Genomic DNA, 25,370 nt, shown 5'->3' with positions numbered 1-25,370 from the left:
CTCTTTATATACATACATAAATGTATTAACATAAGATTTGAATGGGATGAAACTAAAGCAAAAAGTAATCTTTGAAAGCACCGTGTCAGTTTTGAAATTGCTGCTCGTGTTTTTGCAGACCCATTCGCCATGGTTAAGCAAGACTGTATTGAAAACGGGGAATATCGTTGGCAAACTTTAGGGCTTGTAGATGGTTTTTTACTGCTGCTCGTAGCGCATACTGTCCATGATGATAAAGATGGTATCGAAGTAATCCGTATTATTTCAGCGCGGCGATCTAATTTGAAAGAAAGGAAACGTTATGAAGAAGAAAGTTCTTTATGAAATTGATGTAGGTAACTTATCACCTTTGATAGATAAACAGAGAGTTGAAGTTGATAAACTGGCTGCAATGCCGGATAGTGCAATTGATCATAGTGATATTCCGTCACTCAATGATGCATTCTGGAAAAACGCCGTTCGCAATCCATTCTATAAACCAACCAAAACTGTCACAACAGTACGTGTGGATTCAGACGTTCTAGCGTGGCTTAAAAGTCAAGGGAAAGGATATCAAACGCGGATTAACGCCATTTTACGTGACGCCATGCTTCGTTCAATGCGTTGACCTCTTTCCTGCTACAAAGAGTATCAAACAGCCCACAATAGTTTTTTATCTTCTTATTGATTTTATCTATGAACGTTGAGAAGAGACAACGCCATTTAATCTGAACAGTTTTATAAAATTGGAAATTTTACTATGGCTTTTTAATGGAGCACTGTAGTGTGTAAATAGATATATTTATTAAACTGCGTGTACGCAACATAAGGAAAAATACACAGACTAAAAAAGAATACCAAAGAGCAATATCTGAGTACCAAAGTACAGGACCCAATGAAAAAGAAAGCGTATACTCCAAGTACTTAGAAATAATAGGCACAGAAACAGTTTCTTTATAACTACTTGGGAAAATTAAAACGACAAGCGCTAAAATTATTATATTTAAAAGTCTGTGCATATACTGTTGTAAATCACGTGTTAGTTTCACCCAACCCGTTGTATTTCCGCATTTGTATTTTGGGTTGCTTTGCAATTCAAGAGGAATATTAGAATTGCATAAAATTACAAAAACAGTTGTGACTATTACCAAAGAAACAGACGCGAATGTCAAAATACTCTGAATAAAGTCAAGATTTTTTTAATTCCTAAAAAACATAAAAATATAAAAGTTATAATACCAAACAAGGCTCTTAGCTGTTTATCTGTAAACATATTTATTTCCTGTGGTTTTCGATAATTTTTTGATCTCTTTATTGATCTCATCTATAAGAGGTTCGTAATTGAGAATGCTTTTCGGAATAGCACCCCCATAAATCTAAGCTTTCACTTGCGCTTTGGTACTAAAATCTGCCTTCTTAGGTGTTTTGTAATACTGACCGCCATCAAACTTTTCACACTCTCTTGTACCGTCTTCATATTCGTAGAGGTTGTAAAAATACTCCTCTGCTCCGTCTCCCCAAGGAACATAACCAACAGCTGTTGCAACAAACCTCTTTCCCATGGGCTGTTTACGGTTTTTTAAGAATAGATGTTTTAAAATGAACATACTTTAATCCTAATTTTACAAATTTGTCTATTTGCTTCAAATTTGACCGTACAGAGCGTTTTATATTATAGATTTTTTATCATAAAATCTATAAATCGCCCTTTACGGTATCTTTTTACCGATTTAAATATATATCTAATCCCAAAGAGCTCAGCAATTTTACTAGTTTGCTAATCTGCAGTGTTTTTCACTGTTCCTCCAAGACCATTTAAAATCCCTTCAAGTTTTTGCTTTTCAACCAACGTGAGTGGCCTTGAATTCTCTCTCATCGCCTTTTTTTAGCCTTTTTCACGGATGTTCAAAACAGCCTTGCGCACAAGATTGGCTTTCGTCAAAATACTGTTTTCCAAATCACGACATAATCTTACTAATTCACGAGTGCTTGGAAAAAACGTATCCGATAAACCTTCTACCTCATCGCATAAAATCCGTTTAACCGTTTTCATCAGTGACCATGTAGAAACACTTTCCAAAACCATTCCATAGGTAAGCGCCATACCTTCATGAGCTGCCTGTTGCGAAATTTTCAAACTATACGAAAGCATCCAAATTGCCTTGGCTATGTCCTCTTTGCTCGCTTTCACTTAAAACAATTTGTGAAGTTGATCACAAGCATCTAAGACAATCGCTTCTTGCTGTTGTGTCAATGCCTACCACTCTTCAAAGCCAAAGGAAACTCCGGAGCTATCATCTTATGAATGTGTTTCAAAGTGACCTCGATACCCGATATCAAAGATGCTGTCTGAGATGGGTTCATCAACGTTTTTTTGTCTTTGAGAGTGATTTCCATAGTTTTTTCTTTCTCAAAATCCTCGACAGCTTTTTGCACCTAATTGCGCCATGTCGCTTTCCAATCCGTTTTGCATGTATCCGTTCCTGTTCTGGCTTTCCAATAATCTCGAAACTTTGCGATTTCGACTTTGACACGCTTTGGAGTAAGCCTTCTTCGATTGCAAAATCGTAGTCGGGTTCAAAATCCTCAGGCAATCGACAACCACGATTAGCTTTCGCTTGTTTTGCTTTTTGGGGAACGTTCTCTTGCTCGTGAATGGGAGGTTGGTTTTCTACACCCGTTGCGATTTGCTCTGGTTGGCTTTTGCAAGCATGAACCTCTGCTGGTTCGTCAACCAAATCGTTTGATTCTAAACTTTCAGAACCAATTTCTTTTTTTTTGCTAATACGATAGTATTAATTATATGCCTATATTCTTATTCTTTATAGCTTGATTTTGCTTAGCGGTTGTTTCAGCAAAAAAACGTTTTGTTTGTGCACCTTTTTTGCCATCTTCACTACAACTTGCCATATGTGCTCTTTTTTATCAGTAAAATCTTTTAGCTCTTCTTCAACGCGCGTATTCCACAAACCATTATCTGTTTCAACAAGTTTATCATTCCTCATTAAATATTCGACAAGAGTAGCAAACTTTTTGCGAGCAATTGCAAGTACAGTACGTGCAAGCGTTCCAAATTCTTCTTTAATTGGTGCTTTTTTATCGTATATGCGAACGAGAAGCGTCATATAAGCGTTCCTTTGCTCCAATGTCATTCCATCTGTCCCATTTGATCCAGTCATACAGATGAAATCTTATCCACGGTATTGCATTAGACATGCGCGCCTCTTTCTTTAAATATAAAATCGCTAAAGCATTTGCTTCTTTGTCGTCTTTAAGTGTATGCTTTTTTGCACACTGTCTTAATCATCCTTTCTTGTGAGGCATTGCCTTTATCTGTTGTTACCTTCATTTTGTACGCCATTGCTGAAAACGCAAATAGCGCATACCATTGCCTTTTAAGCGACAGGATTCAAAATTGATAGTGCCACTTGTTATACTGCTGTCTACATGAGAAATCACCCAACCTGTTTTGGTGCCCCCTAGATCAAGATAGAGAATGGTTTGTGCATTGATGATCGTATTTTCCCCATTAAAGGGGGCTGTTGCGTATTTATATGTGCGCTATGACAGAGCGTGTTGTGATTGCCTGTCTTGAAAAAATGTTTGTGCGAAAGTACTTGAAACTACTTTTTGTCCAAATTTTTAACGGCCATTCGAGGAAAAATAATCTTAGAAGCAGTTAATCGTCGAATTGACTCTTCTTGTTTTTGAATTATGTCTTTTTATGCACGCATTATTTCAGCTTCTTAATCTATTATATTATCTTTTTCTTCTATCTCTTTTCTGAGCCTTTACGTCGTTTACAAGAGTCGTGAAGAGTATAAACCAACCCCAAATTAGCAATAAAACAAATAACAACTGCTCCTACTAAACTCAGATCTATCTCCATATCTCACTTACTTTTCTTCATATTATATTACTCCTGTTAAGAGTGTGAATGGTGCTGCTGGTGTTGGAGAAATCTTAGGATTGATGATGAGGCGTTTGTTAGATGCAAATGACCTTGAAGAAGAGTTTAAGCATTACAAATCAGTTACAACAGAAGCTAAGCGAATTTTACCAAGTCCTGTTGTGAAAGCTGCTTAACGTTAAGATATGACTCATTTCTTTATCCTTAAGGATGAGGAAATCGAGATTGACTGTCTCTCCACCCTAAAAGACGAGGAGGAGGTCAAAGTGCTAAAAAGGTACCTCAAAAAGCAGCAATGATTCGTATTTTAGCATCATCGCGGTGCCGTCTGATGACGTTATAATAAAGTTGCGAAAGGTGATTTAGAAGGTATTTTGATTTTTGTTGATTTTTAATAAATCATTGGAAAATAAGGTAAATTAAGATATACTGGTGCGGACGGCGGGACTTGAACCCGCAAGGTCTTCGACCGGCAGATTTTAAGTCTGCTATGTTTACCGTTTTCATCACGTCCGCGATGTGATTTCTCTCATAAGCTATATCTTTTATTGAATCAAGAATTAATGACAAAAGAAACATTTTTCATTTTTTTAGTGAAATTTTGACTGACAATAGTTTCCTTTATCGATAGAAAAAGCTTTTATAATGTAAATAAAGTATGAAATGATTAGTGTTATGAGTCAATTTATTCAAGACGTCACAAAAGCTATGGTGGGATTGCATCACGTGTTTGCTGAAACTCCACTTCAAAGAAATGATTTTCTTAGTCAAAAGTATGATGCAGAAATTTATTTAAAGCGTGAAGATTTAACACCGGTGCGGTCTTATAAGATTCGTGGTGCCTTCAATTTTGTTTCAGAAATGCTTAGCAGTATATCACCAGATTCTGCATTTGTTTGCGCTTCAGCGGGGAATCATGCGCAAGGGGTTTCTTTTGTTTGTCGTTATTTTAAACGTAAAGGCGTGATTTTTATGCCTATGACAACGCCACAACAAAAAATTGAAAAAACACGTATTTTTGGTAAAGAATTCATTGATATTCGTTTGATTGGTGAAACATTTGATCAATGTTATGAAGCTGCGCAATCCTTTGTCGTGGAGAGCGGTGGTGTAATGGCTCCACCTTTCGATGATATTCGCATTATTACGGGGCAGGCAACGGTGCTCTGTGAAGCTGCTTTACAGTGGAAAAAACTCAATGGAGAAAGTGAGCCAGATTTAATGATTGTGCCGGTAGGGGGTGGTGGTTTGGCAAGTGGAGTGAGTAAGTTTTTACATGAATATGGTTGGAAGACAAAGCTTCGTTTCGTTGAGCCGCGAAGAGCTGCAAGTTTGCTTGCTTGTTTGGAGAGTGGAAAACGCGTCAAGCTTGAAAGTATCGACACTTTTGTAGATGGTGCTGCTGTGGCTGAAATTGGTGCACTAAACTATGCAATTTTAAAGAAGTTTCCTCCTGATTCTGTCATTACGGTTCCTGAAAATCGTGTTTGTTCTACGATGGTTGAAATGCTTAATGTTGAAGGTGTGGTCCTTGAACCGGCTGGTGCTTTATCGATTGATGCGCTTAACAGTATACCTCCTCAAGAGTTAAAGGGGAAAAAAATTCTTCTCGTTATTTCAGGAGGTAATTTTGATTTTGAGCGTTTGCCAGAAATTAAAGAGCGTGCTTTACGTTTCCAAGGATTGAGAAAATATTTTATTTTTAGTTTTCCGCAACATCCTGGTGCATTGCGTCATTTTCTTTCCACATTATCACCAGATGATGATATCGTACGTTTTGAATATTTTAAAAAATCAGCGAGAAACTTTGGTTCTGTATTGGTTGCGATTGAAACAAAAAAATACGGTAATTTTTGTCTTTTAGAGGAAAAATTTCAAACGTTAGGTTGGCGTTATCGTGATATTACTGATGATCAAACGTTATTTGATTTCGTTATTTGAGAAACTGAAATTTTACTAAAACAAGAAGTATAATGATGAAACCTATTTTTTATTTAGTGCTAAGTCTATTTTTATTTTTGATTGTTAATCAACAGAGTTTAGCATCTCAGCCGACAATAATACAAAAAGCTGAACTTTCAAGAGTCGTTGTTGATGTCAATAATGCTATAAAAAATAGGGATTTTACGCCTATTTCTCATTATATGCCTGAGCGGCTTTATAAAGAGATGGCACATCGATTGAATACAACAGAGAGTGCTTTACGTAGTGATTTTCTTCAACAGTTGCATAGGAAATTTGAGGGTTTGCCTTCTGGTGCTTATTATTTAGATAAAGAAAATATAGAGTATTTACAAACTGATAACGGTACTTTGTATGCTTTAATTCCAACAGTTCTTGAGATGAAGGATCGCATCATTCGATATAAAACGTTGGCGATTTTTGATAAAACTCAATGGTATTTAATTTATGGCGGTCAAAAAACTTTACAAAATCCAGTTTTTCTCGAGATTTATCCTGATTTTATCAAGGTACATTTACCGATGGACACAATCATCAAAAAGTAAACGATCTAAATATTGTTTTTATTCATGATAAATGTATTTCGTAAAGTTCTTGCTTTTTTATCATAATCCAAGGATAATGAGGATGAAGGCATTTAGGCTGGTTTGTTGGCTTTTTGTAAAGTGAAGTTTATACGCCTTTATCTTGGTTTCAAGGTGCTCGTGAGTTGCGCAAGCCGCTTGTTAAGCGTTGCTTCATTTAAAATGTCAGGGATTTCTCTTGCGCGGATTCTTGAGTGGACAGTTCAGCTGGTTACTTGTTTTGAGTTCTTCAGCTGAGGAGAGATTTTATTTTGCCTATAAAAGAAGAAAATGTTTTTACAAAGTTAGGTTTGCCTACTCTTTTGATTAAAAATTTACTCATTGCTGGAATGAGTAAACCTAAACCTATACAAGAACAAGCTATTCCAGTGATGTTGAAAGGACACGATATTTTAGGTGTTGCTCAGACAGGCTCTGGAAAAACCTTGGCATTTGGTTTACCTATTTTAAGTCAGATTTTGGCTTTGGGTGATAAACGCTGTCCTAAAACTGCACGCGCTTTGATTTTAGCTCCAACGCGTGAACTTGCTGTTCAGATTGATGAAACGATTCGCACTGTGGCAAAAGGAGCACATCTTTCAACATGTCTTGTTTTTGGGGGGGTATCACGTTTAAAACAAATTAAACGTATGGAAGCAGGTGTGGATGTTTTGATAGCGACTCCAGGGCGTTTGAGAGATCTTGTTCGTGAAAAGTGTGTTGATCTTTCCCAATCTCGTTTTTTGATTTTGGATGAAGCAGATCGTATGTTGGATATGGGGTTTATTCATGATGTTAAGCAAATTGCAAAGCTTTTGCATCAAGAGCGTCAGACAGCACTCTTTTCTGCAACAATGCCCAGGGAAATTGCTGTTCTTGCAAAATGTTTACTCAATGATCCGGTTAAAATTGAAGTTGTTCCTCAAGGTACTACGGCTGTAGAGATTTGCCAAAAATTATATTGTGTTCCTACGAATGAAAAAAAGAATGTTTTAAGTAAACTTTTGACAAATCCAGCTTTTGATTCGGTTATTGTTTTTACTCGAACTAAACATGGGGCAGATGCTGTCACACGTAGTTTAGAAAAGATAGGATATTTAGTCGCAACAATTCATGGAAATAAATCACAAGGTGCTCGCCAGTCTGCTTTAAAAGCTTTTCGTGAAAGATCTGTGCAGATCCTAGTGGCAACAGATATTGCTGCACGAGGCATTGATATACCAGGGATAAGTCACGTTATTAATTACGACTTACCAGATGAAGCTGAAAGTTATGTACATCGTATTGGTCGTACAGGACGCAATGGTGCATCTGGTGTAGCACTTACACTTTTTGATGAGAAGATAGAAAGGTCTAAGTTGCGTGCTATAGAGCGCTTGATTCGTATGAAATTGGTGGTTGAGTCTGTTCCAGAACAATTTGCAGCGTTTCCAGAAAAGCCAATTGTGCGAGAAAGTAGAGAAAAAGAAAACGATAAGGAACACCGTTTTAAAAAATCTAAACGTCAAAAACAGTTTTTAGGTCGAAAAGATGATGCCGCGCAGCTGCAGCGGAAGAATTCTTCACCTCAAAATGAGAGGCATAAAAAAGCAAAAGCGGTGGCAAAGCGTGCAAAGCCTTTTCGATTTCGAAAATCAGTTAAGAAGGCTGCTTAGATAAGTCTTGAAAAAAGATCATGTACTAGAGATTTTTTACTTTTGCTGATTTATTCTCAATTGAAAAGAGCTATAAAATACTCTTGTCAAAGTAAGAAGATCCTTCAGAGGTTTTCATTTTTTAGAAATGAAAACTTCTAACTGTTTGGATTTTAAAAATCTTAAAAAAAGAAATCATTATTGTAGAGGCAATTTTTTCATTTTGAAGCGATTTATGTGGACAAATCAAAACTATTCACTTGTACGTTGTATGTGAAATTATCGTATAGATAAACACTTGAGAAATAAATAAAATGATTTTTATCAACTCTTTCAAAGGCAAGGGGGATTGCTAAGATTGAGAGTCGGAAAATAGTATGATGGCATGGCTTTTATTATAAAATAAAGATGGGGCTGCTCAATCGATTTCATTTTATATCATTTACGGGAGTCATTGTGAAAGAGGCTTGGGGGATTTAAGAGATATCTCTTTAAAAAAGCGCGTGGTTGCATAATACAATAGCGAGAATGTCATGATTTCTGAAGGCTTTCTCAGGATTCTTAACAATTTACGCTCGTTATCTTGGTTTTTACTGTAAAACACTATTATTTTTTGGGGGGGGTATAAAGCCTATAAGACTTTATGTATTAAATGTTTATGACAGTGTGATGAAATATCCAAGGAAGGTTGTTTGTAAAGCGTTGAAATGGTTAGCAGGAGGAACACCCTGTTAGATAAGACGCCGGAATGTTTAAAGACTTGTTTGATGTTTTTTGCTTTTAGGATGGGGAGGAGGTTATGTGGGGTGTATGGAGATAATATATGCCTTGATTGTTGTTTCTTCTATTTTTCAAAATGATTGCTACATGAGCAGTTTTTTTTAAGTTTAATTGTTTTCTGGAATACATATAATTTTTTCCTTGGAAAAAAATATATGAGATCTTTTCATTGCTGATGGGGCTTAATAATTCATCTCTGATGAAAAAAATCGTAATTTATAATGTGCAAATAATTGCAGTGCTCTCTTATAGAGGCGCGGTAGTTTAAAAAAGTAATCTTATTTGTGCTATTTAAAATGAATCAATTTTTTGCGTTCATTGCAAAAAATACATCCCGTAGGGTATTGCGTTTCTACTTTATTGCAAAAAGCAAAAATCCTATTCCATCACTTTTATTAACGAATCCCTCACTTAAAAAAACAGATAGAAAATCAATAAGTTATTTGTGATAGAAAAGAAAAGTGGCTCCCCGGGCCGGATTCGAACCAGCGACCAACCGGTTAACAGCCGGTTGCTCTACCGCTGAGCTACCGGGGAACGGTGCCCAATCATCTAGTTGAAAAGGCTATAGCAAAGCAATACTGATTTGCAAAGGATAAAATTACTTTTTTTAAAAAAATATGATAAATTGTGTAATAAGAGGAAAAAAGGTGAGAGAAGACTTCTATACCTTGACGGATGCGTTGCCTTCCCTTATTGAACACTTTATGTTTGTTGACGAGGCCTCGTGGCGGAATGGTTACGCAGAGGACTGCAAATCCTTGTATCCCGGTTCGATTCCGGGCGAGGCCTCCAGCCGATTTTAAACGAAACGGCTTTTAGGGGAGATGAGGTATAGGAAAATAGATTATTTCCCTCTATTCTTGTGAAGACACTTTTGTATGAGAGATTATACAGTTAAAATCTAATTATTGACTGTAGCATCCCTTTTTCTAACACCCATAGTTTAAGAGATCTTCGTCCCTTATTGTCGTTGTTTTGTTTGTTTTTTGTAGGTTAGGAGAAAATATTCGTTATGGTTGCAGATTTTGCTGAGCTTCGTCGCAAAATGGTTGACAATCAAATTCGTACAGTCGATGTAACGGATTTATCAGTTCTTGAAGCCTTTTTAACGGTATCTCGTGAAGATTTTGTATCGGAAGATATGAAAGTGTTAAGTTATCTTGATACCGATATTGTTCTATGTTCAGCGCAAGATGGGGTTCCTGCACGCTATTTGATGAAACCTGCATCTCTAGCGAAATTACTACAGCTTGCCGCTGTAAAATCATCAGATGTTGTTTTAGATATTGGTGCAAATAGTGGTTATTGTGCAGCGTTGCTTGCAAAACTTGCAGGGTCTGTTATTGCTTTAGAAAGTAATAAATCTCTTTTTGAATGTGCTCTTGAAGCTTTAGAACGTAATCAATGTGATAATGTGGTTGTCGTTCATGGTCCATTAGAGCAAGGATATGCCGTTGAGGGACCTTATGATGTGATTTTCATTGAGGGATCTGTTGATTTTATTCCACAAGGTATCTTTGATCAAATGAAAGATTGTGGACGTCTTGTTGTGGTTGAAGGGTATGGAAATGCTGCTGTTGCACAAATCTATATAAAAGAAGATGGAATCATTTCGGCACGTCGTGCTTTTAACCTCGCTGTAAAGCCTCTTCCTTGCTTTTTAAAAACACCTAGTTTTGTATTTTAGTGCTTGTTTGTTTTGAGAATAAAAGATAGTTTCGTAATTTATTTGGGGTTTGTTATTGTGTGTATTGTGTTTAGAATAAACAAGAAGTTTCAGGCGTGTTTATTACTGGTGTTGAGTATTTTACTATCAGAGACTGTTTATGCTGAAACATTGATGGATGCTTTTTCTAAGGCTTATAAACATAATGCTAAGTTGAATAGTGAACGTGCAGCTGTGCGTATATCCAGTGATGATGTTGTCATTGCGCGATCAGGGCTATTGCCACAAGTTGAAGGGGTTGGGAACTATGGGCGGAATAAGTCTTTCACGGGTCCTTATGTCACTTCTGGATCTATAGGCGTGAGATTAAATCAAAGGTTATTTGATGGTTTTATCACGCAAAATATCTTTTCTTCAGCTCAAATTAAGTTGCAGGCTCAGCGTGAATATCTTCGTAATGTTGAACAAAATACATTTCTAGAGACAGTGACCGCTTATGCTAATGTCTATCACGCACGTCGTGTTGCCGATCTTCGGAGAGAAAATTTGGCAGCTCTTGAGGAACAAGTTCGCTCCAATAAAGCAAAATTTGATGTGGGTGAAGGAGGGCATGTTGATCTTGCTCAAGCTCAAGCTGCACGTTCTGTGGCGGTTTCCGAGCTGAGTCTTGCTCGTGCTGATGTAAAAGCAGCAGAGGCAGTGTATCGACAAGTTATTGGTTCTGATCCTGAAAAGTTAAAACGCCCACCCGTAGCCAAAGATTTTCCCGTCAATCTTGATATGGCTTACCAAATGAGCGTTGTGATGCACCCAGCAATCCTTTATGCTAAATATTTAGTCGATGCGAGTGTTTACAATGTAAAGGCAAAAGAAGGAGCATTGCTCCCTAAAGTTGATTTTTCTGCAACAGCATCTTACAATCGAATCTACAGCGGTGCTGGAGAGGATGGCGTTTCTAAATCAATAGGATTGTCAGTAAGTGTTCCAATCTTTGAAGGAGGGCGTACGTCTGCGCAAATTCGCCAATCAAGGGAACAGCTTGGACAGGCGCAGCTTCAACTCGATTTGGCGCATAGTGATACGAGGCAAGCACTTACTTCTGCTTGGTTTCAGTTGGAGGGCGCACGTTCATCTGTTGTTGCTTACCGTGAAAGTGTTCGTGCTGCTGAAATTGCTCTGAAAGGTCGTGTTCAAGAAAATCGCGTAGGGCAAGCAACGACGCTGGATGTTTTAAATTCTCGTACTCAGTTGATTAATGCTCAGATTGCGCTTGCAATGGCAGAGCGTAATGCTGTTGTGGCGAGCTATAGTGTTCAATCTTCTATTGGTAAATTGACTGCAAGTTATTTAGGTTTAAAAACAATTAAATATATCCGATAATACATAAAAGTATCTCTTTGAATCTTAAATTATTTTAGTTTTTAAAAGATTAGTAAATTAACAGTTGAATATGTTGAAAAATATTGCGGCGAGATGTTATTTTTATAAAGTGTAGAAAACTGTGTGTAGCGCCCTCTTTATGACAAGCATATTTGAAAATATCGTGGGAGGCATGTTGATCTTATAATTCTTTTGCATACACTGAAAATATGATTCTATTTGTTGTTGCGTCTTTGAGAGGTTGTAAAGTATGGTACAGAGTTCAAGCGTGTTACGTGAGCCAAGTATGGATGAAATTTTAACATCTATTCGTGAAATAATCGAAGAAAATGCGGTTCAATCTGATCACTTTTTAAATGAAGATGTTGCAGTGAATGCTTCGGAAGGTCGTTCAGAAGTTGTATCAGAGGGTATTTATGATACAACCTTATCGGTTGATGATGCTATGAAAGCTTTAGCTGATCGTATTGGTCTTTCTTCTGAAAATCAAGGAGGGAAGATAAAGCAAGAGAAAGAGGATATAGAGGCAGAAAATAATACAGTTGGTATGGATATGCAAAAGATGAAGCTTTCTTCTGAAGAACGGAATTCTGTATATAAAGCAAAAGAATATGAAGATGAGATAAGGAAATCACAGTCAGAAGCTGGAGAGGATGGTCATGTGGAATTGTCTGCATATTGTATTTCTTCTGCAGAAAAGATTGCGAAGGATGTGTTGCGTCCGGCTATAGCAGAATGGTTACAGTCTAAATTGCCTAATTTACTAGAAGATATTTTACGTGAAGAGATTGTGAAGGCGATTAAAAAGTCATCTTAATTATTTTTTTACATTATTTTTATGTTTTTCATTTTATTGGGATTTTGTTTGCGATTTTGCGAGCTCTTTAGTGAATGGCTGAAATTCACGGGTTTTTGATCGGGATGTGATCGTATATTGTGTTTTTCAACGGCGTTATGGATGAATAGAATGTTAGAAAAAAACTATGATGCTGCCTCTATAGAGCAACGGGTTACAAAGAGATGGGAGAATCGTGGGGCTTTTAAAGCCGGAGCTGGTTCTAAAAGCGGAGCAGAACCTTTTTGCGTTATGCTTCCACCTCCTAATGTTACGGGCTCACTTCATATGGGGCATGCGCTCAATACGACAATTCAAGATATAATAGTTAGATTTCAGCGGATGCGTGGCAGAAATGTGTTGTGGCAGCCTGGTATGGATCATGCTGGGATTGCTACACAAATGGTTGTAGAGCGTCAACTTGCAGAACGCCAAGAACCAACGCGTCAAGAAATGGGAAGAGAAAAGTTTATTGAGCGTATTTGGGAATGGCGTTATGAAACTGGAGGCGTTATTGCGAACCAGTTGCGTCGTCTTGGGGTTTCATGTGATTGGTCGCGTGAGCGGTTTACAATGGATGAGGGGTTGTCGCAGGCAGTTCGTGAAGTTTTTGTCACGCTTTATAAGCAAGGGTTGATATATAGGGATAAGCGCCTTGTTAATTGGGATCCTAAATTGTTGACAGCTATTTCAGATCTTGAAGTTGAGCAAAAAGAAGTTCAAGGACATTTGTGGCACTTTAGGTATCCACTTGAGGATAAGATTTTTGATCCAAATGATGCAACAACTTTTATAACAGTGGCGACAACACGGCCAGAAACAATGCTTGGTGATACAGGAATTGCTGTTAATCCTGAAGATGAGCGTTATAAAAATCTTATCGGTAAAAATGCTCTTTTGCCGCTTGTTGGTCGTAGGTTATTAATTGTTGGTGATACGCATGCTGATCCTGAAGCTGGAAGTGGTGCTGTAAAAATTACACCAGCTCATGATTTTAATGACTTTGAAGTAGGGCAGCGTAATCATTTACGCTTGATCAATATTTTTACCCAAAAAGCCGAGATTTTTCTCCGTGGAAATGAAGCATTTTTCGATGGTTTGATTTTGTCAGATGAATTAAAAATGTTAATAGAAAATCTCGATAAATCTGATCGTTTTGTTGCTCGCCAGAAGATTGTTTCCTTGATGGAAGAACAGGGATATTTAGCTTCTGTTGATGATCATACCCATATGGTTCCTCATGGAGATCGCAGTGGTGTTCCTATTGAGCCTTTTTTGACAAATCAATGGTATGTTCATGCTGCTGAATTAGCAAAGCCAGCGATAGAGGCTGTTCAACAAGGAAAAACGCAGTTCGTTCCTGATAGCTGGAAAAAGACTTATTTTAATTGGATGGAAAATATTCAACCTTGGTGCATTTCTCGCCAATTATGGTGGGGACATCAGATTCCTGCTTGGTATGGTCCTGATGGAACGGTTTTTGTTGAAAAAAGTGAAAAAGAGGCTTTAGATTCAGCTTTTGTTCATTATGGTGAGGTTGTTGAATTAATCCGTGATCCGGATGTTTTAGATACTTGGTTTTCATCAGCGCTTTGGCCTTTTTCAACATTAGGATGGCCAAATAAAACGCCTGAATTATCTACTTTTTATCCAACATCTTTATCCGTGACAGGATTTGATATTATTTTTTTCTGGGTTGCTCGTATGATGATGATGGGACTTCACTTTATGGGTGACGTTCCTTTTCCAACGGTTTATGTGCACGCTCTTGTTCGGGATCAAAAGGGTGCAAAGATGTCAAAATCAAAGGGAAATATTATTGATCCCTTAGAGCTTATTGATCAATATAGTGCTGATGCACTTCGGTTTACTTTAGCTATTATGGCAGCACAAGGTCGTGATGTAAAACTTGATACTTCTCGTATTGCTGGTTATCGTAATTTTGCGACAAAATTGTGGAATGCTACCCGATTTGCGCAGATGAATGGTGTGAAGCATGATCCAACTTTTAAGCCAGAACAAGCAAAACTGGCGCTTAATCGTTGGATTTTAACAGAGTTATCTAAAACGATTTCAGCAGTGACGACTGGTATTGAACACTATAAATTTAATGAGTCAGCTGCCACACTTTACCGTTTTATTTGGAATACATTATGTGATTGGTATTTGGAGCTTCTCAAACCTATTTTTCAGGGGGAAAATGAAGATGCTAAAAATGAGGCTCAAGCTTGTACTGCTTGGGTTTTAGATGAAGTTTATAAACTTCTTCATCCTTTTATGCCTCATATGACGGAAGAGTTGTGGTCTCTTACAGAAACGCAAGCCAGCAAGCGTGAGGATATGCTCGCATTGACAAAATGGCCAGAGGAAACATTGATAGATGAAGAAGCTGCTGATGATATTAATTGGCTTATTAATGTCGTTACAGGGATTCGGTCTGTACGTTTTGAAATGAATATTCCAGTTGCTACACAAGCACCTCTTGTTGTTGTCGATGGAGGGGAAGTAACGCGAGAGCGTGTGAAGCGTTATGATGCACTTCTTAAAAAATTAGCGCGTGTTGAAGTTATTGATTTCTCGGATAAAGTTCCGCAAGTATCAGCACAAATGATTTTGGGAGAGGCTGTTTTTTGTTTACCATTAGGACAGTTGATTGATTTAGAGGCTGAACGTGTTCGTTTGAGGAAGGATGTCAGTAAAATTGAACAAGATATTGAAAAAATATCGCTTAAGTTAAACAACCCCCAATTTATAGCAAATGCAAAAGCAGAAATTGTTGAGCGTGAACGGAACAGGGTTGTAGAATTGCGTGCAGCGCAGAAAAAAATATTTGTTGCTTTAGAGCGATTGAATTGATTTCAACTTCTTCTTTTTTGATGAATGATTTCACACCATTAGGGCTGGTATAGATCTTCTTTAAAGGGAACTTTTTCTTTTGTTAGTTTTTCATGAACGATCATAAAATCTCTACTGAAATCTATTGTTTATATTTACCATTAAAGAAGCATCTCTTAAGGCACCCAACCCTATTTCACGACGGGGATCATGAATGCTATAACGGTAAATCCATTTGAGCTCCCCTTCTTTATGCTGGTAAAGCAGCAAGCCCCCCGTAGCACCATCCCGTCCAATCCGGATAGCCCTTGGCACTTAAGACCGTTCATAAGAGGCATTTTTAGTTCTTTATTACACAGAGTTTGATCCACATAGCCCCCCTTGCTTGTAATGTGTAAGAGGACGGTTTTGATTTATTTAACATGGAACAGGTTTGGAATGGGAGAATCTTACGATATTCGAGGGACTCATTCAACATGCAAAAAAATAAATTATCATTATAAATCAATATTCTGATTTGTTACCGTAAAACATCATCATTTAGAGTAGCAATATAAGGTATGTAAAATTACACATGTGGTATTTTTTGTTGTATATAGTGGTTGAGTATTCTGAGGTAGGGCTTGTGTGTAAAGTATGAAGTAACCCATGTGAAATGATGTCAGAAAGCTGTATTGTTTATATATTGACTGTGGAAAAAACTTCGCTTTAAGGTGGTAAGGCAGTCGTGAAGTTATAAGTTAACGATCATCATTATATTTATCCGTTTTTCGTATTGTTTTTTATGCTTAAACGCTTACCATTCATCATGTATTCTCTTCGTTCTCAAGTTGCTGTTTAATGCACGTTATTTTATTGAACGATTTTTACTCATACGTATAAAATTTAAAGATCAATAAATCCTAGAATGTTAAAGGACGTGTTACAAAATATAAAATAATGATTTATATTTAAAAATCAATTTGTTGTATATAAAAATGGATAGTTAATTTTATCGAACATTTTGGATGGTTTTTATCTATTTGTCTTTTCTTTTAAAATTTTTACTTTAAAATCGCGTATGCTTCTTACTAAGAAAAAGACTTTAAATATCTACAAATAAATTTGTAACAGATATAATCATTAAAATTGAGATAGGGGGGAAATGGTTAATAGGTTTCAGATATGGAAAAAAGTCACGATTGTTGTGATTTTAGGGGGATTTTTTTCGACTGTTTATGCAATAGATGTCAATAGTTTGCAAGAAGCGAATGATGGTTCGTTTTATTTTTTAAAACGTGGTATGTCTGCTTATAAAAATGGGCATATAAATCAGGCTATTGCAGCATTACGTTGTGCGGCTAAGAGAGGCCATATTGGTGCGAATTGGAAACTTGGCTCTATCTATGCAAACGGTGATGGTGTTCCTAGAAATGATTATAAAGCATATCATTTTTTTGCATATATTGTTGAAAAAGGTGCTGATCTTGGTTCAGAGGATGAAAGTTATGTTTCTGACGCATTGGTTAAACTTGCGGGATATATAAAAAAAGGCATTCCTCAATCATTTGTGAAACCTGATCCTTCTTATGCTGCTCATCTTTATATGCAGGCTGCGGTAAACTATGGAAATCCTAAAGCTCAGTATCATTTAGGAAAAATATTTTTAAAAGGAGAGGGAAGGGAGAAGAATCTTATACAAGCAGCACGTTGGTTTCAACTTTCAGCAAAAAAAGGAAATCATTCCGCCCAAGCAATGCTTGGAAATATGCTGCTTCAAGAAGGAAAAATTATCCGTGGGGCGGCAATGTTAACTGCTGCCTATGAAAAAGCTAATGTAAAAGACAGAAATTGGATTCGACCTTTGCAAGAACAGGCTTTTGCTCTTTGTAATGAATTTGAGAGACGTACAGTAATTTCACTGGTTGCTGATATTTTAAAAAATAACAGCTTTTAAACGTCTAATTGTAATATTTTTACATTTTATCATCTGCTATTAAACTCTGTTTCTTGTATACAAGTTCATAGTAAAGATAGCTTTTTGCGATAATCTGATGGCTAATGACTTAGGATTTTAGACAAAAATTCTTGCGTTCTCGGTTTTCTTGCTTGCGGATCAGAAAAGAACTCTTTGGATGAGCAGTCTTCAAGAATTGTTCCTTGATCTATGAAAATAACACGCTCCGAGACTTTTTGTGCAAATCCCATTTCATGGGTTACACAAATCATCGTCATACCTTCTTCTGCTAAGCTAATCATGACATCGAGTACTTCACCTACCATTTCAGGATCTAGAGCAGATGTTGGTTCATCAAAAAGCATGACAAGTGGATCCATAGTTAAGGCACGTGCAATAGCAACACGTTGTTGTTGCCCTCCAGAAAGTTGACCAGGATATTTATCTTTGTGTTCAATCAGTCCAACGCGTTCAAGATACAACAATCCACGTTCAAGTGCTTCTTTTTTGCTTCGTTTTAGGACTTTGATTTGTGCAATTGTCAAATTTTCTGTGACAGATAAATGGGGGAAAAGCTCAAAGTGTTGAAATACCATTCCCACCTGACTTCGCAATTTAGGCAGATTTGTTTGTTTTGAATGAACTGGTATTCCATTAATCCAAATTTCACCTTTTTGAAAAGGGACGAGAGCGTTAATAGTTTTAATGAGTGTTGACTTTCCTGATCCTGATGGACCACAAACGACAACCACTTCTCCCTTATTAATGTTGGTTGTACAGTTTTTAAGGACTTTAACTTCGCCATACCAATTAGAAACATTTTTTATTTCGATCATATGAGTAGACATTTTTTTTCCTATTAGCGAATAATGGATACTTTTTTTTGTAAATACAAAACTATTTGTGACAGTGTAAAACAGATAACAAAATAGAAAATAGCTGCTAAGATATAAGCTTCTTGCTTTACACCAAAATTATTAGCAGCAATATCAAAACCATTTAAAAGACTGTTGCCACTGATGGCATAAACAAGGGTTGTATCCTGAAAAAGGATAATAACTTGTGTTAAAAAGACTGGAAGCATATCTCTAAAGGCTTGAGGAAGAGTGACAATGTACATACTTTGCCAATAGGTCATTCCAAGAGCTTGCCCTGCATATTTTTGTCCTTGCGGAACTGAATTGATTCCAGCACGCATAATTTCTGCAAAATAAGCTGTTTCAAATGCGGTAAAGGTAATGAGTGCTGATTTATTTGCACCAATGGATGTACCAGTTAAAAAAGGCAGAAGCACGAAAAACCATAAGATAACCATCACAAGTGGTATTGAACGCATAGCTGTTATGTAAACGATTGCAAACCAAGAAAAAAGTTTTATGGAAGAAAGGCGCATCATTGCTAAAAGGGTGCCGAAAACAAGCCCCAATACCGTTGCAAAAAGAGTTAGAAAAACGCTAAAAAGTAAACCTGATAAAATGTAAGAACGAAATACATCAAAGGTAAAAAAGGAAAAATCAAAGTCGGAAAAATTGAAAGGAAAATAAAGTCCAAACTGAGAGCTTATGAAATTCATCATATTCAATTTCCCTTTGTTTGAAAATTAGGAATTTTGAGTATTTGTTCAATGACGGTCATCACAATGAATACGAATAAGGCTATTAGAATATAAAGAATCGTAACAAGCAAATAATTTTCGTAAACATGGCTTACCTCTTCAATTGCTTGGTATTGAAATTGCATGAGCTCATTTATTGAAACGGCGAATGCTATAGACGAATTTTTCACAATCCCCATTGCTTCTGAAGTAAGAGGTGGCATAATTATACGTATAGCACGTGGTAGTATAATATAGCGATAACTTTGATAAGTTGTAAATCCCATTGCCATAGCAGCATAGCGTTGTCCAGAAGGAATCGTTTCAATGCCTGAACGAACCTGTTCTGCAATGCGTGCAGATGTAAAGAATCCCAATGCGCACGTTATTAAGAGAATGGGGGAAAATTTCATCGCTGGTGGATAAATCTTAGGAACAACAAAATACCACAAAAACACTTGTACAAGGAGGGGAATATTACGCATAATCTCTACCCAAATAGCACCGATAGTGCGAAATATGCAATTGATTATCGATGTTTTGGGTAAAGTGCGCATTGTTCCTATAATAACACCACACAATACAGCTAATATAAGTGAAGTGATAGACAGTATAACCGTATTTTTTAAGCCATCGAGAAGTGTATCTAAATAGGTATGACTCACGCCGGGAGTTCCCAAGCATCCTGTTATCAGTGTTTGAGTAAGGTCATCTCTACAAAGGAAAGAAAAGTCCATTAATTGATATTCCCTCAAATTAGTCATTCACAAATAGGACAATAAACCAAGCGCATCTACATAGGCCAAATTTATTAAAAAGTGAATTAAAATATAAACCACACTCAATTTTTAAAGAGTGTGGTTCTTCTTTATTAAATTTTATAAATCTTTTTCTATGTAGCTTTCTCGAGGCTTATTATTTGGGTGATCCCAAGCATATCTTGTTTGTTTTGATAAGGGAAGGTTCATAACAGTGTTAGCAGGTGGGATCGGTTTCATAAACCACTTATTATAAAGCTGTTCCAGTGATTCATCTTTAATCTGACGTACGATACTATCGTTGATTGTTTGTTCAAATTTTTTGTCATTTAATCTGAGCATACAGGCAATAGGTTCGACTGAAAGTACAGTATCAAGAATGACATAATCAGATGGATTCTTTGATTTAGCAATATGTCCAGCAAGAATTGAAGCGTCCATGACAAAAGCATCTGCCTTACCAGATTCTAATAATAAAAAACTATCTCCGTGATCTTTCCCCTTTAAAACTTTAAACTGAATGTTTTTTGCACGTTTATTTTTACGAATAAGTTGAACAGATGTTGTACCGGTGGTCGTTGCAACTGTTTTTCCATTTAAATCCTCAAGAGATTTAATGTTAGAGTTTTTCTTGACAGCAATTCGAACCTCTTCAATGTATGTCGTATAAGCAAATGCTGCTTCTTTACTGCGGGCAATATCATTTGTTGTTGAACCGCACTCAAAATCATAGGTTTTATTTTTTAAGAGAGGAATTCTATTTTGAGAAGTGATGGGAAGATAATGAATTTTAATTGGTTTACCAATTTTTTTTGAAATATCATCAATGATCCGTTCTGCCATTTCTGTATGAAAACCTACATATTTATTATTACCAAGGGCGTAGGCTAAACCAGATGATTCACGGACACCTAAAGTAATTTCCCCCGTTCGTTTTATTTTTTCAAGAGTATCGTGTTCAGCATGTGCGACACTTGTGAACCCAATGGCCGCTGCTGCAATAAGCATTAACAATGATTTCTTCATTTATGTCCTCCATTCATTTATTTTTATTTTAGTTGCTTAAGATATACTGTTTATATGCTGTAGCATAGTTATTATTTTTGAGCGGAATTTTTTTGTTGTCTCATGAAATAAGGATTGTACTTTATTAATTGATATTAAGATGAATCCAAACAGGGACGTGGTCGGATGGTTTTTGATATCCCCTTACTTCTGTTTGACTATGAGCGCAAATAAGTTGATCAACAGCTTCTGGTGATAATAATAAATGATCAATGCGAATCCCATTATTTTTAGGCCAAGCACCCGCCTGAAAGTCCCAAAAACTGAAGGAGGGAGTATCGGTGACATTCCGGATAGCATCATAAAAACCTAAATGAAGAATGCGTTGGAATGCTTTTCTTGTTTCTCGAAGAAATAAGGCATCTTGATACCATTCTTGAGGCTTCTTTGCATCTAATGGAGCGGGGATGACATTATAATCACCCGCTAGAATAAGAGGTTCTTCATACGCAAGCAATAATTTTGCATGTGTATATAATCTTTCCATCCATTCTATCTTATAGGAATATTTTTCACTCTCAATAGGATTCCCATTTGGCAAATAGAGAGATGCAACACGAACAACACCTTTGTTTGTTGAATAAACAGCTTCAATATAACGTGTTTGTTTATCATTATCATTGCCTGGTAATCGACGGATTACGTCATCTGGTGTTTTTTTAGAGAGAATCGCAACGCCATTAAAACTTTTTTGTCCGTGTGTTTCTATATGGTAACCTAAACTTTCAATTGCATCGCGTGGAAAATTTTCATCAATACTTTTAATTTCCTGTAAACAGACTATGTCCGGCTGGCTTTGCTGTAACCATCGACATAATGTTTCATGTCGTGCTTTTATTCCGGCAATATTCCACGTTGCTATTTTCATGACACTCCTTATTTATAGGGGATATTACTATGGTAAATTGATTTATCAAGAGTAGCGGTAAAAGCAAATTTAAAGTTTTAAAATTTAATTTATTTTCATTTTTAAAAAACTTTCTGCTGTTTAGTTCTTGACGAATGTACGTGTTCTCGCTATTAGAGATGAACATAACCGATGTGGATGTGATCAGGTTGTTTTGGATATGAGCCGGAAGATTGTTCACAGGTGTTAAGAAGATTAAAAGCAAATGCTAGTGCAAAAGGCTATTGCCTTCTCTGCTTGTGGTCGGGTAAACTGTTTTTTGCAGGTGTGCCCGATTTTGTGTGTAGACTTAGATATCTGTTCCGATTCTGTTGGGGTGGATGGAAATAAAAATAGAAAAGCCCGATTGGGTGAGAAGAATGTAGATCGAAAAGAGGAAGGTTGCATGCCTACCGTAAACCAGTTGATTCGCAAGCCGCGTGTGGCGCCAGTTAAACGTAATAAGGTTCCTGCTCTGCAGTCGAATCCGCAGAAACGTGGTGTTTGTACGCGTGTTTATACAACAACACCGAAGAAGCCTAATTCTGCCCTTCGTAAAGTTGCTAAAATTCGCTTGACGAATGGATTTGAGGTGATTGGTTATATTCCTGGAGAGGGACATAATCTTCAAGAGCACTCTGTTGTGATGATTCGTGGTGGTCGTGTGAAAGATTTGCCGGGAGTTCGTTATCACATTATTCGTGGTTTGCTTGATACACAGGGTGTCAAGAATCGTAAACAGCGCCGTTCAAAGTATGGCGCAAAGCGTCCAAAATAATATTGAGAGACAAAGCCAATGTCCCGTCGTCATAGAGCAGAAAAACGTGAGATTAATCCAGATCCAAAATTTGGTGATTTGGTTATTATGAAATTTATGAATGCCATTATGTTTGATGGTAAAAAATCAGTTGCAGAGCGTATAGTTTATGGTGCGCTCGATTCTGTAGAAAAAAGAGTAAAAACAGATCCTGTGGCTCTGTTTCATCGGGCCTTGGAGAATGTTGCTCCTCATATTGAAGTTCGCTCACGCCGTGTTGGTGGTGCTACTTATCAAGTTCCGATTGATGTTCGTCCTGATCGTCGTCAGGCTCTTGCTATTCGTTGGTTGATTACGGCGGCACGTGGTCGAAATGAAACGACGATGATTGAGCGTTTGTCTGGTGAATTGATGGATGCGGCTAATAATCGCGGTTCTGCCGTGAAAAAGCGTGAAGATGTTCATCGTATGGCTGAAGCTAATCGTGCTTTTTCTCACTATCGCTGGTAGAAGTTTTAAACTAAGGCAAATATAATGGCTCGCGAATATAAAATTAAAGATTATCGTAATTTTGGTATTATGGCGCATATTGATGCTGGTAAGACTACGATGACTGAACGTATTCTGTTCTATACCGGTAAGAATCATAAAATTGGAGAGACCCATGACGGTGCTTCTACAATGGATTGGATGGAGCAGGAGCAGGAGCGCGGTATTACGATTACATCTGCTGCGACAACGACGTTTTGGGAGGGGAAGGACGGTCGCAAGCGTCGTTTTAATATCATTGATACGCCAGGGCACGTTGATTTTACGATTGAAGTTGAGCGCTCTTTGCGTGTTCTTGATGGTGCAATAGCCTTGTTGGATGCAAATGCCGGTGTGGAGCCTCAGACGGAAACTGTTTGGCGGCAAGCTGAAAAATATCGTGTGCCTCGTATGGTTTTTGTTAATAAAATGGACAAAATAGGAGCTGACTTCTATCGTAGTGTGGAGATGGTTGGTTCTCGGTTGGGTGCTAAAGCGCTTGTTGTGCAGTTGCCAATTGGGGCTGAAAATGACTTTGAGGGTGTTGTTGATCTTGTTGAGATGAAGGCTTTAAAGTGGGATGGTTCTATTGGTGCCTCGGCAGTGATAAGTGAAATTCCCTCTGATTTAAGGGAGAAAGCTGAAGAATATCGCGAGAAATTGATTGAGATGGCTGTGGAGGTTGATGAAGCTGCCACAGAGGCTTATTTGGAAGGTGTTATGCCAACCAATGAGCAGCTTGTTTCTCTCATTCGTAGGGGGACAGTAGAAGTTCAGTTTCATCCGGTTCTTTGTGGTACGGCTTTTAAAAACAAGGGGGTGCAGCCACTTTTGGATGCTGTTGTTTCCTATCTTCCTTCTCCAATTGATATTCCGGCGATTAAGGGTATTGATGTAAAGACTGAGTCTGAAACGACACGCGAATCTTCTGATGATGCTCCGCTATCTATGCTTGCCTTTAAAATTATGAATGATCCTTTTGTTGGTTCATTGACGTTCTGTCGTATTTACTCAGGTAAGGTTCAGAAAGGTATTTCTCTTGAGAATACTGTGAAAAAGAAGAAGGAGCGTTTGGGGCGTATGCTTCAAATGCATTCAAATTCTCGTGAGGATATTGAAGAAGCATTTGCTGGTGATATTGTTGCTCTTGCAGGGCTTAAGGAGACGACAACAGGTGATACTCTTTGTGATCCTTTGAAGCCTGTTATTTTGGAGAGAATGGAATTTCCAGAGCCTGTTATTGAGATTGCAATTGAACCGAAGACAAAAGCAGATCAAGAAAAAATGGGTATTGCTCTTAACCGTCTAGCAGCCGAAGATCCTTCATTTCGTGTTAAATCGGATGAAGAATCTGGACAGACTATTATAGCTGGAATGGGTGAGCTTCATCTTGATATTATTGTTGACCGTATGCGGCGTGAGTTTAAGGTTGAAGCAAATGTTGGGCAGCCTCAAGTTGCTTATCGTGAGTCAATTACTAAAATGGCGGAAATTGATTATACCCATAAGAAACAATCGGGTGGTGCTGGTCAATTTGCTCGTGTAAAAATTGTTTTTGAGCCTCATGATGGTGATGACTTTATTTTTGAGTCAAAGATTGTTGGTGGTGCTGTTCCTAAAGAATATATTCCCGGCGTCCAAAAAGGGATTGAAAGTGTTATGGGGTCAGGTCCTCTTGCGGGATTTCCTATGCTTGGTGTAAAAGCGACACTCATTGATGGTGGCTATCACGATGTTGATTCCTCGGTTTTAGCTTTTGAGATTGCTGCTCGTGCAGCTTTTCGTGATGGAGCAAAGAAGGCTGGTGCACAGCTTCTTGAACCGATCATGAAGGTGGAAGTTGTTACACCAGATGATTATGTTGGTGATGTTATTGGTGATCTCAATTCTCGTCGGGGGCAAATTTCAGGAACTGAAGCGCGCGGCATTGCAACGGTTGTGAATGCAATGGTTCCTTTGGCAAACATGTTTGGTTATGTGAATACCCTTCGCTCTATGAGTCAGGGGCGAGCGCAGTATACAATGCAGTTTGATCATTACGAGCCTGTGCCTTCGGCTGTTGCTGTGGAGATTCAAAAGAAATACGCGTAATTTCAGGTTGGTAATTAATTTTTAACTTAGTCCTTGGCGTGGACGGAAAATGGAGAGCTCAAATGGCGAAGAGCAAGTTTGAACGAACAAAACCGCATGTTAATATTGGTACGATTGGTCACGTTGATCACGGGAAGACCTCGTTGACAGCAGCGATTACGAAATATTTTGGTGAATTTAAAGCCTATGACCAAATTGACGCTGCCCC

The 25,370-nt window shown here is 37.5% G+C and carries 20 protein-coding genes, 3 tRNA genes and 5 pseudogenes; 16 read left to right on the top strand and 12 right to left on the bottom strand.

What is annotated here, in order from left to right:
- The first annotated feature begins 24 nt into the window (after positions 1–24).
- Positions 25–324: pseudogene (locus ACFIK6_RS07230) on the top strand (BrnT family toxin).
- Positions 302–607 carry a BrnA antitoxin family protein gene (locus ACFIK6_RS07225; RefSeq protein ID WP_375642383.1) on the top strand — a complete coding sequence of 102 codons (306 nt, stop codon included), beginning with the start codon at positions 302–304 and terminating at the stop codon, positions 605–607. Before ACFIK6_RS07230 ends, ACFIK6_RS07225 begins: the two are co-directional and overlap by 23 nt.
- A 130-nt stretch (positions 608–737) precedes the next feature.
- Here the strand turns inward: ACFIK6_RS07225 and ACFIK6_RS07220 are convergent.
- The 5 genes and pseudogenes from ACFIK6_RS07220 to ACFIK6_RS07200 all read right to left on the bottom strand — a co-directional run.
- Positions 738–1,252: pseudogene (locus ACFIK6_RS07220) on the bottom strand (hypothetical protein).
- Positions 1,239–1,586, bottom strand: a pseudogene (locus ACFIK6_RS07215) (hypothetical protein). The pseudogenes ACFIK6_RS07220 and ACFIK6_RS07215 overlap by 14 nt, the downstream one beginning before the upstream one ends.
- Before the next feature lie 278 nt (positions 1,587–1,864).
- Positions 1,865–2,131: a hypothetical protein gene (locus ACFIK6_RS07210; RefSeq protein ID WP_375677501.1), complete on the bottom strand. Its 267-nt coding sequence runs from the start codon at positions 2,129–2,131 to the stop codon at positions 1,865–1,867.
- A 287-nt stretch (positions 2,132–2,418) separates the two neighbouring features.
- Positions 2,419–3,195 (bottom strand): annotated as a pseudogene (locus ACFIK6_RS07205) (DUF1376 domain-containing protein); the annotation flags it as partial.
- 6 nt (positions 3,196–3,201) lie between these two features.
- Positions 3,202–3,495: pseudogene (locus ACFIK6_RS07200) on the bottom strand (hypothetical protein); the annotation flags it as partial.
- A gap of 417 nt (positions 3,496–3,912) precedes the next feature.
- Here ACFIK6_RS07200 and ACFIK6_RS07195 point away from each other — a divergent pair.
- Positions 3,913–4,065 carry a hypothetical protein gene (locus ACFIK6_RS07195; RefSeq protein ID WP_375642385.1) on the top strand — a complete coding sequence of 51 codons (153 nt, stop codon included), beginning with the start codon at positions 3,913–3,915 and terminating at the stop codon, positions 4,063–4,065.
- 254 nt (positions 4,066–4,319) lie between these two features.
- Here the strand turns inward: ACFIK6_RS07195 and ACFIK6_RS07190 are convergent.
- Positions 4,320–4,405, bottom strand: a tRNA-Leu gene (locus ACFIK6_RS07190).
- A gap of 147 nt (positions 4,406–4,552) precedes the next feature.
- Between ACFIK6_RS07190 and ilvA the strand changes: the two genes are divergently transcribed.
- The 3 genes from ilvA (at position 4,553) to ACFIK6_RS07175 (ending at position 8,069) form a co-directional block, all read left to right on the top strand.
- On the top strand, positions 4,553–5,830 hold the full coding sequence (ilvA, locus tag ACFIK6_RS07185; protein ID WP_375642386.1) for a threonine ammonia-lyase IlvA: 1,278 nt from the start codon (positions 4,553–4,555) through the stop codon (positions 5,828–5,830).
- A 35-nt stretch (positions 5,831–5,865) separates the two neighbouring features.
- Positions 5,866–6,396 (top strand): hypothetical protein, encoded by a 531-nt coding sequence (locus ACFIK6_RS07180; RefSeq protein WP_375642400.1) that lies wholly within the window; start codon positions 5,866–5,868, stop codon positions 6,394–6,396.
- Between the two features lie 290 nt (positions 6,397–6,686).
- On the top strand, positions 6,687–8,069 hold the full coding sequence (locus ACFIK6_RS07175) for a DEAD/DEAH box helicase (RefSeq protein WP_375642387.1): 1,383 nt from the start codon (positions 6,687–6,689) through the stop codon (positions 8,067–8,069).
- A gap of 1,221 nt (positions 8,070–9,290) precedes the next feature.
- Here ACFIK6_RS07175 and ACFIK6_RS07170 read toward each other — a convergent pair.
- Positions 9,291–9,365: transfer RNA gene (locus ACFIK6_RS07170), tRNA-Asn, on the bottom strand.
- A 184-nt stretch (positions 9,366–9,549) separates the two neighbouring features.
- Between ACFIK6_RS07170 and ACFIK6_RS07165 the strand changes: the two genes are divergently transcribed.
- From ACFIK6_RS07165 to ACFIK6_RS07140, 6 genes are all read left to right on the top strand, one after another.
- Positions 9,550–9,623, top strand: a tRNA-Cys gene (locus ACFIK6_RS07165).
- A 220-nt stretch (positions 9,624–9,843) separates the two neighbouring features.
- Positions 9,844–10,518, top strand: a complete 675-nt coding sequence (locus ACFIK6_RS07160) for a protein-L-isoaspartate O-methyltransferase (RefSeq protein ID WP_375642388.1) — start codon at positions 9,844–9,846, stop codon at positions 10,516–10,518.
- A gap of 108 nt (positions 10,519–10,626) precedes the next feature.
- Positions 10,627–11,877, top strand: coding sequence for a TolC family outer membrane protein (locus ACFIK6_RS07155; protein WP_375642389.1), 1,251 nt, complete (start codon positions 10,627–10,629; stop codon positions 11,875–11,877).
- Positions 11,878–12,127: 250 nt separating this feature from the next.
- Positions 12,128–12,694 (top strand): DUF2497 domain-containing protein, encoded by a 567-nt coding sequence (locus tag ACFIK6_RS07150; RefSeq protein WP_375642390.1) that lies wholly within the window; start codon positions 12,128–12,130, stop codon positions 12,692–12,694.
- A 150-nt stretch (positions 12,695–12,844) separates the two neighbouring features.
- Positions 12,845–15,568 carry a valine--tRNA ligase gene (locus ACFIK6_RS07145; protein ID WP_375642391.1) on the top strand — a complete coding sequence of 908 codons (2,724 nt, stop codon included), beginning with the start codon at positions 12,845–12,847 and terminating at the stop codon, positions 15,566–15,568.
- Between the two features lie 1,123 nt (positions 15,569–16,691).
- Positions 16,692–17,483 carry a tetratricopeptide repeat protein gene (locus ACFIK6_RS07140; RefSeq protein WP_375642392.1) on the top strand — a complete coding sequence of 264 codons (792 nt, stop codon included), beginning with the start codon at positions 16,692–16,694 and terminating at the stop codon, positions 17,481–17,483.
- A 101-nt stretch (positions 17,484–17,584) separates the two neighbouring features.
- Here ACFIK6_RS07140 and ACFIK6_RS07135 read toward each other — a convergent pair whose 3' ends face one another.
- The 5 genes from ACFIK6_RS07135 to xth form a co-directional block, all read right to left on the bottom strand.
- Positions 17,585–18,331: an amino acid ABC transporter ATP-binding protein gene (locus tag ACFIK6_RS07135; protein ID WP_375642393.1), complete on the bottom strand. Its 747-nt coding sequence runs from the start codon at positions 18,329–18,331 to the stop codon at positions 17,585–17,587.
- 11 nt (positions 18,332–18,342) lie between these two features.
- The gene (locus ACFIK6_RS07130; RefSeq protein ID WP_375642394.1) at positions 18,343–19,059 is read right to left on the bottom strand and encodes an amino acid ABC transporter permease; all 717 of its coding nucleotides are present in this window, start codon (positions 19,057–19,059) and stop codon (positions 18,343–18,345) included.
- 2 nt (positions 19,060–19,061) lie between these two features.
- The gene (locus ACFIK6_RS07125) at positions 19,062–19,814 is read right to left on the bottom strand and encodes an amino acid ABC transporter permease (RefSeq protein ID WP_375642395.1); all 753 of its coding nucleotides are present in this window, start codon (positions 19,812–19,814) and stop codon (positions 19,062–19,064) included.
- Between the two features lie 141 nt (positions 19,815–19,955).
- Positions 19,956–20,861, bottom strand: a complete 906-nt coding sequence (locus tag ACFIK6_RS07120) for a transporter substrate-binding domain-containing protein (protein WP_375642396.1) — start codon at positions 20,859–20,861, stop codon at positions 19,956–19,958.
- Positions 20,862–20,985: 124 nt separating this feature from the next.
- The gene (gene xth / locus ACFIK6_RS07115; RefSeq protein ID WP_375642397.1) at positions 20,986–21,768 is read right to left on the bottom strand and encodes an exodeoxyribonuclease III; all 783 of its coding nucleotides are present in this window, start codon (positions 21,766–21,768) and stop codon (positions 20,986–20,988) included.
- Positions 21,769–22,192: 424 nt separating this feature from the next.
- On the opposite strand from xth, the gene rpsL reads away from it, so the two are divergent.
- From rpsL to ACFIK6_RS07095, 4 genes are all read left to right on the top strand, one after another.
- Complete coding sequence (gene rpsL / locus ACFIK6_RS07110) at positions 22,193–22,564, top strand: 30S ribosomal protein S12 (protein ID WP_005773262.1); 372 nt, start codon at positions 22,193–22,195, stop codon at positions 22,562–22,564.
- 18 nt (positions 22,565–22,582) lie between these two features.
- Positions 22,583–23,053: a 30S ribosomal protein S7 gene (gene rpsG / locus ACFIK6_RS07105; protein WP_375642398.1), complete on the top strand. Its 471-nt coding sequence runs from the start codon at positions 22,583–22,585 to the stop codon at positions 23,051–23,053.
- Between the two features lie 24 nt (positions 23,054–23,077).
- Complete coding sequence (gene fusA / locus ACFIK6_RS07100; RefSeq protein WP_375642399.1) at positions 23,078–25,162, top strand: elongation factor G; 2,085 nt, start codon at positions 23,078–23,080, stop codon at positions 25,160–25,162.
- Between the two features lie 62 nt (positions 25,163–25,224).
- A partial coding sequence (locus tag ACFIK6_RS07095; RefSeq protein WP_375677306.1) for a GTP-binding protein occupies positions 25,225–25,370 on the top strand: 146 nt, incomplete at its 3' end.

This window comes from Bartonella sp. AS69XJJH (assembly GCF_042195585.1).
GTDB lineage: Bacteria > Pseudomonadota > Alphaproteobacteria > Rhizobiales > Rhizobiaceae > Bartonella.
Note: the sequence above shows the minus strand (reverse complement) of the source record. Positions and strands in the feature narration are given on the sequence as shown.